Origin of the sequence: Streptomyces sp. CB02414, from assembly GCF_001905385.1 — a bacterium.
Lineage (GTDB): Bacteria > Actinomycetota > Actinomycetes > Streptomycetales > Streptomycetaceae > Streptomyces.
On record NZ_LIPF01000003.1, the window covers coordinates 227,358 to 238,970 of the forward strand.

An 11,613-nucleotide genomic window follows, 5' to 3' on the forward strand; every position below is an offset into this window, starting at 1 on the left:
CCGTGAGGCCAGACGTTCTCGGCCAGCTTTCGACGGCCCAGCCCTTCCCGTTCCGGTACGGCGTCCAGCACGCCGCCGGCATGGTTGGGCACCGGTCCCCACGAGGGGAGGGACCGGTGCCGAAGCATGCCGGTGGTGGTGGAGTCCCGAGCCAAGTCCCCGGGGCGGCGGTCAGTCCCCGGCGGACGCCTGCCGGGCCGACGGCAGCAGCAGGTCGCGCTCGGGATGCTTCTCCCCGGTGACGCTGCCCCGGATACCGAGGTCGGCGCGCGCCTCCTCGTGGAAGGCGTTGATCGCGCGGAACGCGGCCCGGTGCCGCTCGCGCCACTCCTCCAGGGTGCCGGCGACGCGGCCGGTCGCCTGCCAGTCGATCTCGGCGACCAGCCTGTTCAGCTCGTGCCCGGCCTCGATGGCGCCGTCACCGCCGAGCAGCATGACCCGCTCGAAGGCCGATCCCCAGCGCCGGCCGGCCGCCGCCAGGTCCTCGCGGAGTTCCTCCTCGGGCCGGTGGTCCTCGTGCAGGTTCTCCCTGGCTTCGTACAGCCGTACGGAAGCGGCGATCCTCATCTTGGCGGCGTCCACGTACTCCCCGTACGTGTCGACCTTCTTGTCGTCCCAGCGCGTCCGCAGCTGGTGGCGGTTCCTGCTCCGCTCCATCAGGTGGTTCGTGAGGTGCGTGGTCAGTGCGCCGACCACCACGGCCGCGATCGTCACGAGTTGCGCGCCGGTTTCCACGCCGCCCCCCAGTCGTTTCGCGGAATGCCGGTCGATCTTATGGCCGATGCCCCAACAGGCAAGCGGGCGGGGCGGATTCAGCGGGCCGGTCCGCGGGCAGGGACGTCGTGTTGGCCGCGGCCGCCGGTCGCGCTTCCCGACTGCCGCTGGAGGGCGTATGAGGATTTCCGTCGATCCCGAGCAGTGCTACGGCTCCGGCGACTGCGTCCACCGGGCCCCGTCCGTGTTCACCGCGGTGGACGGTCTGGGCGCCGTCATCCCCGGGCGGGAGCACGACCTGGACGTGCCACGGGTGCGCGAGGCGGTCGAGGGGTGCCCCGCCGCCGCGATCACCATCACGCGGGAGGACTGATCATCCGCCGCGGACCGGACGGCATCGTCCCGCGCACGCTGGTCACCCTGGGCAGCCGTTACGTGCGTGGCGCCCCCGGCACGGTCGGGAAGGCGGCGCTCGCCGCGCGTCTGCTCGACCCGCATCTGCGCGAGCACCCGCGCCGCAGGGTCGTCCAGTTACGTTCCGGTGACCGGTTCGCCGTGGACACGCGGGACCTGATCCAGCGGTACCTCTACCTTTTCGGGGTCTGGGAGCCGCACCTGACGGCCTGGCTGCGGCGCCGGCTGCGGCCCGGGGACGGCTTCGTCGACGTCGGGGCCAACATCGGCGTCTTCAGCGTCCTCGCGTCGCGGCTCGTGGGCGAGGCGGGCCGGGTCGTCGCGATCGAGGCCTCCCCCGGCTTCCACCGGCGGCTGGTGCGGCACGCCCGGCTGAACGGGTGCGGGAACCTCCGGGCGGTCAACGCCGCCGTCTCCGACGGCCGCAAGACGCTCACCTTCGTCCTCGCCAGTTCGCGCAACATGGGCGCGAACAGCATCGTCCCGTACGACGGCCCGGCGGAGTCCACGTTCGAGATCGAGGCCCGGTCGCTGCCCGAGCTGCTCGACCCGGCGGAGATCGCGAGCGCACGGGTGATCAAGATCGACGTCGAGGGGGCGGAGGGCGGTGTCGTGCGCGGCCTGGCGCCGATGCTGGGGGACCTGCGGCCCGACGCGGAGATCAGTGTCGAGGTGGCCCCCGAGCGCATGGCCCGCCTCGGGGACTCCATCGGAGAACTGCTGACGGTGATGCGCGACGCCGGCTTCCACGTCTACCGGCTGGCCAACGACTACACGCCCGGGAGCTACCCCGCCGCGCGCGGCGACGCGCTGGGCGTCCCGGTGCGCCTGCGGGGGCCCGTGACCGAGGAGAGCGACCTGGTCTTCTCCCGGGTCGACGCGGAGACGCTCCGCTGATCCACCAGGGCCCCGCCGTGCCGGGTGAAGGGGGCGCGGGTCGGGTGTACGGGGCGAGGGTGTGCCGCCGGGTACTGGGTCGTGCGGGCGGGTGTGGGTGCCGCCGGAGCCTTACCGCTCTGGCCGCTCTGGCCGCTCCGGCTGGGTGGGCTGCTCCGGGTGGTGGGGCCGTTCCGGCTGGGGCGGGCGTCGCTCGGGTCGGGTGGGCCGACCCCGGGTGGTCAGATCACTCCGGCTGGGTGGGCTGCTCCGGGTGGTGGGGCCGTTCCGGCTGGGGCGGGTGCCGCTCCGGCTGGGCGGGCCGACCGGGGTGGACGGGGCGCTACAGCTGGGAGGGCCGGGCGTCCTGGCCGGCCGGGAAACGCCACCCCAGGGACGCCAGCGCACGCGCCCTGGCCTCGACCACCGCCATCCGGGCGTCCCGCTCGCCGGGGTCCACGTGGGCCGCCTGGCCGGTGACCTGGCCCTCCCACTTGCGGTAGAGGAGCCCCACCTCCTGGGAGAACCAACCCCGGCTCACGCAGTTGAGCGCCAGCAGCAGGCCGGTGTCCTCGGAGGCCGGCAGGGCCATCCAGCCACCGAGGGCGAGCAGCAGGTCCCGCCGGACCAGGAGCGTCGCCGGGTGGACCTGGGCGCGGTAGCCGTTCGCCTTCCAGAAGTCGAGGACCGCCCCCCGCTCGATCGGTCCGTGCTCCGGATCGCCCGGGAAACCGGCCGTCGACCCGTCGGGCAGCAGGTCCAGCACCCGTGACGTGGCCCACCCGAGCGCCGGGTCCGCCTCCAGGGCGGCCAGGTCACGGGCGAGGGCGCCCGGCGGGAGCTGGTCGTCGGCGTCCAGGATCTTCACGTACTCGCCGTCCGCGTGGGACAGGGCGAGGGTGCGGGTCACACCGGGGCCGCCCTGCACGCCGGGCCGGCCCTGCCGGAAGACGACGCGCGGGTCGTCGGGCACGTGGGGCCGTACGTCGTCGGTCCGCCCGTCCTCCTGGATCACCCAGCGCCACTCCCACCCCGCGGGCAACTCCTGCGCGCACAGGGAACGGTGGGTCTCGGGCAGGAAGGGCGCCGAGGGCCCGTGGACGGCGGTGACGATGATGACGCGCCGGTTCACGGCGGCACTCACCACCTTTCCAGACGAGTGGTGAACAGCAGTTCCGTGCGGTCGCCGGGCAGTGTGACGTCGGAGACGTCCACCACGCGGCCGTCGGTGTCGTACGAGGTCTTGTGGAGCAGGATCACCGAGGTGCCCGGCGGCAGTTCCAGGGCCGCGGCCTCCTCCGGAGTCGGGGGGCGGGCGGTAAAGCGCTCCTCGACGCGGTCCACTTCGATGCCCACGGTGTGGAGCTGGTTCTGGGTGCCGCCCGGCCAGGGCTCGTTGGACTCGTCCAGCAGGTCGGGGTTGGCGGCGATCATGTCGCGGACCAGGTAGGAGGCGACGAGGTTGAACGGGGCGGACTCGGCCGAGTAGCGCGTCCGGTAGCTGCGCCGCAGCAGCACGGTGCCCTCGGGTACCCCGAAGGTCCCGGCCAGTTCGGCGGAGGCCGGGACCTCCCGGTACTCCGCGTGGAAGACGAGGTCGCCGGGGTGCAGGCCGGTGTCGCGCTCGGTGGCGCCGGTCGCGGCCCGGTTGGCGAGGGGCGTGCGGGCGCGGTCCTTCTCCCACTGGTGCCGGCTGTTGTCCCGGACCGCGGGGGTGCGGGGGCGGCGCACGAAGGTGCCGCGGCCGTGGTGCCTGTCGATCAGGCCCTCGTCGTTCAGCAGCCGCAGCGCGTTCTGCACGGTGGGCACACTGCGCCCGTAGTGCCGGGCGAGGTCCGCCTCGGACGGCAGGCGGTCGCCGGGTTCGCGCTCCCCCTCGCGGATGGAGCGGCGGAGGTCGTCCGCGATGACTTCGTACGCCTTGGGCACTGGCACTCACCGGTTCCGGGTGCGGGGTCGTGATGCGTGACGCGTGATCCTGATGCTGATCGTGCTCCTGACGGGGCACAGCGTACGACTCCTAAAGAGGTCTTGAGGAGTCGGGGGTACCCGGAGTGGTGCCCGGCATGGCGGCGGCCCGGCTGCTCTCTCGAGCGGCCGGGCCGTTTCTGGCGTGTGGTGCGGTACGCAGATCGCCGGTTGTGTCTGATGGGGTACGACGGTTCCGGCTCAGCGCTGGAGGGGCGCGGTGTGCTGGGCGGCCGGGTGCTGGGTCCGGGACTCGGCGGCGTCGTCGCACAGGAGGTCGGTGGCGGTGGCGGCGGTTCCGGCGGCCGGGCGGTGCCGGCAGTTGGGGGCCTTGCCGTGGGCCTCGGCGCGGATGCGCTGTTTCATCGTGGGGGGCAGGGAGCCGGTGCGGGACCGGGGCCGTGGGATCGCCACCGTCGGCGCCGTCTCGGGGGAGGCGCTCTCCGCGTTGCTGTGCGTGCCGCTCTGCGGTACGGCGGCCGAGGCGGACGTCGTGATCAGTCCGAGCGCCGTGCACAGGGCGAGGAAGGCGGTGACGATGGTGGTCCACAGCGTCATGACCTTGTTCCGGGCCATAACCCCTCACTTTCGGGTTGGGCGATTTGCGTACTTTCCTCATGATGTGTAGGAGCCTCGCGAAGTGGTGGACCGACGCCCGTGGCGCGGCGATGTTCAGATGAACACCACCCGGATGGACGTAAGAGGCCAGAAAAGGTGCCAAGACGGGAGGGAACCGGGCGAAATAACTCTTCGTGAGGGTGTGATCACCCTCCGATCCGACCGGTCCCCGGCCCCTCTACGGGGCTCCGGCGACCGGAAGTTGGCCGTCGACGCAGGTAACCGATCGGTATCGGCCGGTGTGTATAGTCGGGCGCCAGAGGTCCCCTACGTCAAGGAAAGACGAGGTCGCGCGGTGAAGAAGCTTCTCCTGGTCGCACTGGCCGCCATCGGCGGGCTCCTCGTGTACCGCCAGATCCAGGCGGATCGCGCCGAGCAGGATCTGTGGACGGAGGCGACTGACTCCGTGCCCACGGGTTCGTGAGTACGAGCGACATCCGGTTCTGACACCGGTCCCGAGCAGACCCCGGCCGTCTTGCGGTCGGGGTTTTGTGTTGCCCGGATTCCCGCTGAATTCCCGCCCGGGGCGCGGGAGTACGGGTCCGCGCGGCAGGATGGGCCATGGTCCGGTCCGGAGCGGCGGCGACAGCGCCGGTGAGCACGGGGGGTGGCGGGTGAGGGGACCGCGGAGCGGTGAACGGCGGAGCGGTGAACGGCGGCGTGCCCGGGCGGGACGTGCGCGGCCGACGGGGGTGACCGTCATACGCACCACGACCGCCTCACTCACCACGGCCGCCGCACTGGCAACGACTGCCGCACTGGTCACCACCGCCGCGCTCCCCGGCGGCGCGGCTCTCGCGGCCGGCGCGCCCGCCGGATACGCCTTCGCCGAGGACGCCCGGCGGATCGACGGCGCGAACAGCACGCCGGACGCCCAGCCGCTGGACCCCGGAGCCACCTACCGCAGCTCCCTCCCGAGGAACGGCACCCTCTACTACCGGCTGGAACTCGACGCCGCTTCCGACGCCCACGTCGCCGTCACCGCCGTACCGGGCGCGGCCGGCGAGGTCACCGCCGTCGACGGTGTCCGGGTCTCCGTCCAGGACGCCGACGGCGCCGCCTGCTCCTCGGACAGCGCGACCTTCGGCGCGGCCCGCAGCCCACGGCCGGTCACCGCCTGGGGCCTGCGGGAGATCGACCCCGGCGGGTCCCGGTGCCAGGACCCGGGCACGTACTACGTCACGGTCGAACGGACCCGGCCCGAGGACTCCCCGCCGGACGCCTGGGACCTGGAAATCACGGCCGTCACCGAACCCCGCCCGGAGCAGCCCGGCGAGACCACCGCACCCGAATCCTGGGACTCCGCCTCACCCGAGCCCCCCGCCGGCGAACCGGAACGCCGCCCGGGCGGCAGCGGCTTCGCCCACGCCACCCCGGTCGGCCAGGGAGCCTGGCGCGACGACATCCGCCCCGGACAGACCCTCTTCTACAAGGTGCCCCTCGACTGGGGCCGCCAGGTGTACGCCACCGCCGAACTCGACGGCTCCGGCGACCGCTCCGGCTACGCCACCGGCGCCCTGCGCCTGGCCCTGCACAACCCGGTGCGCGGCGAGGTCGACGACGCCGCCAAGGGCTACACCGGCCGGCCGGCCACGGTCGCCCTCTCCCCCCTGCCGCCGGTCGGCTACGCCAACCGGTACGACACCGACGGCCAGGTCGCCGCGATGCGCTTCGCCGGCGCCTACTACCTGGTGGTGCACCTGGCGGCCCAGGCCGCCGACGACTTCGGTCAGGGCCCCTTCGGACTGACGCTGCGCGTACGGCTCGGGGGAGCGTCGCAGGCCGGCCCCGAGTACGCCGGGGAGTCCCGGCCGGAGGGTGTCTTCGAGGTCTCGGCGGCTGACCGGGCGGCCGCACCGGAGGCGGCCGGGGCCACGGACGACGACCTCGCCCTGAAGGCGCTCGCCGTGGGCGGCATCGGCACGGGCAGTGCGCTCCTCCTCGGCCTGGGCGTGTGGACGGCGGCGGCCCGCCGGTCCCGCGGCGCCTGAGCGGCCGGATCAGAGCCGGGCCAGGGCCCAGAAGCCCACGGCGTAGCAGACCAGCGCGAGCAGCAGGACCGGGACCGCCACACCGGCCGGCGGCCCGGGACGGCGCCGCCGCCGGGACACGCGCTGCCGCGGTGGTGCGGGGACAGGGGTGGTCATCGGTGCGGCTGCCGGTGGTGGTGCTGCCGGCGCCGGCCCCTGCGGGCTCCGCGCGGTGTACGCGGCGGTGGTGGTGGTGTCGGCGCCTGACGGTGACGGCCGGGACGGGGCCGGGAGCGGCGGGCCGTAGTGCGGGGACTGGCCCCCGGAACCGCTCGGGTGCGGCCCGGACGCGGAGGTGACGGACGCCTGCGGAGGCGGCAGACGGAAACTGCCCGTCTCCGACATGGCGGCCGGGTGATCCCCCTCAGGCGCGGGCGACGGGGCCGAACCGGGCCCGGACGATGAGGTGTTGCCCGGATGCGGCTGCGGACCAGCGGGGGGCACGGGTGCAGGCGGTGCGACGGACGGGGGCGCCGGTACGGGGCTCGCGGTGGGCCGGGTGGCCGGGCTGCCGGAAGGCGTCGGCGTGGGGTCCAGGCCCGAGGCCCGCTCGAGGGGGCCGTCAGCAGCGAACCCCTCGGGCAGCGGGCCGACTTGGTCGAAGATCTCGATCAGCTCGTCGTCGGGACCGGGCTCCGCCAGCAGCTCCGCCGCCGCGGCCAGCGCCTTGCGCGCCCCCGTGGCCGTACGGAACCGCGCCGCGGGATCGGGCTGCACCAGCGCCGCCACGACCTGCCACAGCGGCTCCGGCACCCCCTGCGGCGCGGGCGGCGTCCCGTGCTCGGCGAAGTACTGCACCAGCGCCTTGGCGTCCGGCCTGGCCCCCTCCAGCAGATACAGCGCGACCAGGCCCACGGCGAACAGGTCCGCCGGGAAGTCCGGCTCCGCGCCCATCAACTGCTCCGGCGCTAGATAACCCGGCGTCCCCACCACGAGGTTGGTCTCCGTCAGCCGGGGCTCGCCCAGCCGCATCGCGATGCCGAAGTCGGACAGCCGCAGCCGCGGCCGACCCGTCCCGGTCGCCTCCATCAGCACGTTGGCGGGCTTGATGTCCCGGTGCACGACGCCCTCCGCGTGCACCGCGGCCAGACCCGACAGAAGCTGGTCGAGCAGCGTGCACACATAGGCCGGCGGCAGCGGCCCGTAGTCCCCGACCAGGTGGACCAGCGAACCGCCCGCCACCAGGTCCATGGTGAACAGGACCTGGTCGTCGTCGGCGGCCCAGCTCGCGGGCGCGAGCACATGGGGATGATCGATCCGCAGCGCCTGTTCACGGACGAACCGCAGCAGCGCGTGCGCGTCCCGCTGCTGGAGCACCTTGGCGGCCACATAGCGCCGGCGCCGGTGGTCCCACGCCCGCCAGACCGCGCCCACCCCGCCCCGGCCGACCGGATCGACCAGCTCGTAGCGCCCCGCGAAGACCTCACCCATGGCCGTGCGCCCGCTCCTCACCTGGACCTGTCGCGCCCCACCCCCCTGTCACGGCCCGGCCGCCGCACCCCCGGCGGCGGCCGGACCCGGGATCAGTTCTGGTGGGACTGGTAGTGCGCGACCGCGTCCGAGGTGCGGCCGGCGCCGTACACCCGCAGGAACTCCGCCAGCTCCGGATGGGTCGGGGAGAGCGCGTCCGCCGCCTCGATGATGTCCCCGGCCGCCGACACCGAGCGCAGCAGCGACTGGATCTCCCGGACCACCCGCTTGACCGTGGGCGCCCCCGAACTGCTGGTCGTCTGCGTGGTGTTGCTGAGCACCGAGCCCCCCTGCGACTTCTTGATCTCGTCCATGCGCTCCGTCGCCTCGGCCGCACTCACGCTGCCGTCCGCGACCTGCCCCGCCAGGTCCTGCAGCAACTGCACCCGCTGGACCACCGCCGGATTGCCGATCTTCGCCCGCTGACCGCTCATCAGCTGCGACAGCATCGGCGCGGACAGTCCCAGCACCCCCGCGAGACGAGCCTGGTTGAGACCAAGATCGTCGATGAGCCTACGGAAGAGCGCCCCCAACGGCTCCCCGTACCAGTTCCGCTGCAGTTCCCGCGCTCTTGCGGTGGCTTCCTGCTGTGCGGCGTCCATTGCGTCTCCCCATCGCTTCCCCAAAAACCGCAGTTCGCTCCAGCGAACCACGCCGAGCATCTTACGGAGCGTGGTCGTTCCCCGGGAGTCCCAATCATTTGTGAGATACGGGGGGCGACCCGGTACTCTTGTCTGCGGCACCCGCCGGTACGCGATTCCTCCGGCCGAAAGCCACTTCAGGGGCCTTAGCTCAGTTGGTAGAGCGCTGTCTTTGCATGGCAGATGTCAGGGGTTCGACTCCCCTAGGCTCCACAAGTGAAAGAGGTCCCCCGGCCTGCGAGAACGCCAGACCGGGGGACCTCTTCGTACGCAACAGGCCCCCGGCAGCAGGCCCGCCGAGCACAACGGCCGCGCTGTCTGCTCTTGATATCGTCACCCCACAGGGCACCAGCGCCACACCCCTGCGGGGCGGTGCCACGTGACTCATCGCCGTCGCAGCCGTCCGGTCGCTGCCGACGATGTGGAAGGGGTAGACCATGCGGGCGAAGGTACGGGCCGCTCTCGACGCGCTCTATATGAAGCGGCTGGTCAAAGAACTGGAGGGACGCCCACGCCCCCAGCACATCGGCATCATGCTCGACGGCAACCGCCGCTGGGCCAAGATGTCGGGCATCGACGACCCGCGAGAGGGCTACCGCGCCGGCGGAGCCAAGGTGCTGGACTTCCTGCGCTGGTGCGACTCCGCGAAGATCGAACACGTCACCCTGTTCATGCTCTCCGACGACAACCTCCACCGGCCCGAGGAACAGCTCACCCCGCTCATCGACATCATCGCCGAGGTCGTCGAACGGCTCGCCGCACCCGGCAACCCCTGGCCCGTCGAAGCGGTCGGCGCCCTCGACCTGCTGCCCGCCGAATCCGCCGGTCGCCTCAAGACCGCCACCGCCGCCACCCAGGGCCGCAAGGGCGGCACCAAGGTCGACGTCGCCGTCGGCTACGGAGGCCGCCGGGAGATCGTCGACGCCGTACGGTCCGCACTGACCGAGCACAGCTCCCAGGGCGGGGACATCGACGAGTTCATCGAGACCTTCACCATGGAGCACATCTCCAAGCACCTGTACTCCAAGACGCGGTCCGAGTCCGACCTCATCATCCGCACCTCCGGCGAGCAGCGCCTCTCCGGCTTCCTCCTCTGGCAGTCCGCCTACGCCGAGGTCCACTTCTGCGAGACCTACTGGCCGGACTTCCGCGAGATCGACTTCCTGCGCGCGCTGCGCTCCTACTCCCTGCGCGAACGCCGCTACGGCCGCTGAGCCGCCGTTTCGAGCCGCCGTTTCACGTGAAACACCGCCGCGGGGCGGGAGACCCTGAAGTCTCCCGCCCCGCGGCGATACCGATCCAGCCCGAAGCCGCCCGGCGAACGTCAGCGGGGCTCCTCGCCCTCCGCCGCATCGTCCCGCGCCTGCTTGGCCTGCACCTCGGGATCCAGAATCGCCCCACCGGTGCCGTCCACGGACGTCAGACGCCCCGACTCGGCAACCTCCGTCGCCTCCGGCGGCTCCACCAGCCAGTCCGGGTTGGCCTGCTTGTCCCACCACTTCCACGCGGCGAACGCCCCGCCGGCGACGACACCCGCCACCGCCAGCACCCTGGCGATACGCCCGGCCCGAGCCCGACGCTGATGCCTGCGCGACAGCTTCCGGATCTCCTTCGCCGTCACCTGACCCCGCAGCGCGGCCAACGCCGCGGCACCCCGCGCGGCGGCCTCGTCCCGCACGGGCCCGGCCGCGGCCACCGCCTGATCGATCACCGGCCTGGAATAATCGGCCGCCTGCCGGGCAGCCAGACGCGTACGGACGGCGGCCTCCTGAGCGGCCGCGTCCACCTTCGGCGGCACATGCGTACGCGCCTGGTCCAGCCGCGGCGCGACATGCACGCCGTACTGAAGACGCGCCTGGCACGCGGCCTGCGACACCTTGGGCGCCAGCCGTACGCGCGCCTCCTGTGCATAGTGAGCGGCCCTGTCCTTGGCCGTGTCGGCGTAGGGCGCCACCACTTCCGCGGCGTGCAGCACGCTGTCCTTCGCCGAACCGGTCGCGGCGCGCACGCTGTCGATGCGGGTCACGGGTTCCTCCTCCTCGGTGGCGTACGGTAATTCGACTTTCCACCCTTTTACGGATCATGCCTGCGGACGCACCGCCGGGCATGTGAGGGCGGGCATCCGGGTCACGGGCGGTGTCTTCGTGATGTCCGGGGCACGTGGTGAGGAAGTTGCCGACAAGCGCCGATCAACCTCAATAACGGATGAATACCGGGCAACGAGAGCCTGCCGACGACAATGCCACGAATCGGCGCCCCGCGCTCGTAACCCAGGAGTACCGGCCCTACCCGCCGCCGACCGTGCAAAGATCGGCGGGCACCAGAACACGACGGAAGGCACATCGTGGCCGAGCAGCTCTACGCCACCCTGAAGACCAACCACGGCGACATCGAGATCCGGCTCCTGCCGAACCACGCCCCCAAAACGGTCCGGAACTTCGTCGAACTCGCCAAGGGTGAACGGGAGTGGACCCACCCCGAGACCGGCGAGAAGACCACGGCCAGGCTCTACGACGGCACAGCCTTCCACCGGGTCATCAGGGGCTTCATGATCCAGGGCGGCGACCCGCTCGGCAACGGCACCGGAAACCCGGGCTACCAGTTCGAGGACGAGTTCCACCCCGACCTCTCCTTCAACAAGCCCTACCTGCTGGCCATGGCCAACGCCGGCCCCGGCACCAACGGCTCCCAGTTCTTCGTCACCGTCGCCCCGACCACCTGGCTCAACCGCAAGCACACGATCTTCGGCGAGGTGACGGACGCAGCCGCCCAGAAGGTCGTCGACACCATCGCGGCCCTCCCGACCAACCCCCGCACCGACCGCCCCGTCAACGAGGTCGTCATCGAGTCGGTCCTCATCGAGACCCGCGAGGACTGACCCC

Annotated in this window: 13 protein-coding genes and 1 tRNA gene; 7 read left to right on the forward strand and 7 right to left on the reverse strand. The window is 72.4% G+C overall.

Annotated features, from left to right (window positions below; translation table 11 throughout):
• Window positions 1-171 precede the first annotated feature (171 nt).
• On the reverse strand, window positions 172-714 hold the full coding sequence (locus AMK11_RS12020; RefSeq protein ID WP_073726797.1) for a hypothetical protein: 543 nt from the start codon (window positions 712-714) through the stop codon (window positions 172-174).
• Between the two features lie 178 nt (window positions 715-892).
• On the opposite strand from AMK11_RS12020, the gene AMK11_RS12025 reads away from it, so the two are divergent.
• Together AMK11_RS12025 and AMK11_RS12030 are read left to right on the forward strand one after the other, a co-directional pair.
• Complete coding sequence (locus tag AMK11_RS12025) at window positions 893-1,087, forward strand: ferredoxin (RefSeq protein ID WP_073726130.1); 195 nt, start codon at window positions 893-895, stop codon at window positions 1,085-1,087.
• Between the two features lie 62 nt (window positions 1,088-1,149).
• Window positions 1,150-2,025 carry an FkbM family methyltransferase gene (locus tag AMK11_RS12030; RefSeq protein WP_073726799.1) on the forward strand — a complete coding sequence of 292 codons (876 nt, stop codon included), beginning with the start codon at window positions 1,150-1,152 and terminating at the stop codon, window positions 2,023-2,025.
• Window positions 2,026-2,347: 322 nt separating this feature from the next.
• Here the strand turns inward: AMK11_RS12030 and AMK11_RS12035 are convergent, their stop codons facing one another.
• From AMK11_RS12035 to AMK11_RS12045, 3 genes are all read right to left on the reverse strand, one after another.
• Entirely contained in the window at window positions 2,348-3,136 is a 789-nt protein-coding gene (locus AMK11_RS12035) for a glycosyltransferase family 2 protein (protein WP_073726801.1), read from the reverse strand.
• A gap of 8 nt (window positions 3,137-3,144) precedes the next feature.
• Window positions 3,145-3,933, reverse strand: coding sequence for a GntR family transcriptional regulator (locus AMK11_RS12040; protein WP_073726132.1), 789 nt, complete (start codon window positions 3,931-3,933; stop codon window positions 3,145-3,147).
• Between the two features lie 240 nt (window positions 3,934-4,173).
• Window positions 4,174-4,548, reverse strand: coding sequence for a DUF6344 domain-containing protein (locus tag AMK11_RS12045; protein WP_073726134.1), 375 nt, complete (start codon window positions 4,546-4,548; stop codon window positions 4,174-4,176).
• Window positions 4,549-4,885: 337 nt separating this feature from the next.
• On the opposite strand from AMK11_RS12045, the gene AMK11_RS38460 reads away from it, so the two are divergent.
• Together AMK11_RS38460 and AMK11_RS12055 are read left to right on the forward strand one after the other, a co-directional pair.
• Window positions 4,886-5,014, forward strand: a complete 129-nt coding sequence (locus AMK11_RS38460) for a DLW-39 family protein (protein WP_003999697.1) — start codon at window positions 4,886-4,888, stop codon at window positions 5,012-5,014.
• A 268-nt stretch (window positions 5,015-5,282) separates the two neighbouring features.
• Entirely contained in the window at window positions 5,283-6,581 is a 1,299-nt protein-coding gene (locus tag AMK11_RS12055) for a hypothetical protein (RefSeq protein ID WP_073726136.1), read from the forward strand.
• Between the two features lie 9 nt (window positions 6,582-6,590).
• Here the strand turns inward: AMK11_RS12055 and AMK11_RS12060 are convergent, their stop codons facing one another.
• Window positions 6,591-8,051 (reverse strand): serine/threonine-protein kinase, encoded by a 1,461-nt coding sequence (locus AMK11_RS12060; RefSeq protein ID WP_073726138.1) that lies wholly within the window; start codon window positions 8,049-8,051, stop codon window positions 6,591-6,593.
• Between the two features lie 92 nt (window positions 8,052-8,143).
• Window positions 8,144-8,692 (reverse strand): helix-turn-helix domain-containing protein, encoded by a 549-nt coding sequence (locus AMK11_RS12065; protein ID WP_073726140.1) that lies wholly within the window; start codon window positions 8,690-8,692, stop codon window positions 8,144-8,146.
• 179 nt (window positions 8,693-8,871) lie between these two features.
• Here AMK11_RS12065 and AMK11_RS12070 point away from each other — a divergent pair.
• Window positions 8,872-8,944 (forward strand) — tRNA-Ala (locus tag AMK11_RS12070).
• A gap of 224 nt (window positions 8,945-9,168) precedes the next feature.
• On the forward strand, window positions 9,169-9,945 hold the full coding sequence (locus AMK11_RS12075; RefSeq protein WP_073726142.1) for an isoprenyl transferase: 777 nt from the start codon (window positions 9,169-9,171) through the stop codon (window positions 9,943-9,945).
• Between the two features lie 110 nt (window positions 9,946-10,055).
• On the opposite strand, the gene AMK11_RS12080 is transcribed toward AMK11_RS12075, so the two are convergent.
• The gene (locus AMK11_RS12080; RefSeq protein WP_073726144.1) at window positions 10,056-10,757 is read right to left on the reverse strand and encodes a DUF5324 family protein; all 702 of its coding nucleotides are present in this window, start codon (window positions 10,755-10,757) and stop codon (window positions 10,056-10,058) included.
• A gap of 318 nt (window positions 10,758-11,075) precedes the next feature.
• Between AMK11_RS12080 and AMK11_RS12085 the strand changes: the two genes are divergently transcribed.
• Complete coding sequence (locus AMK11_RS12085; protein ID WP_073726145.1) at window positions 11,076-11,609, forward strand: peptidylprolyl isomerase; 534 nt, start codon at window positions 11,076-11,078, stop codon at window positions 11,607-11,609.
• The last annotated feature ends 4 nt before the right edge of the window (window positions 11,610-11,613 follow it).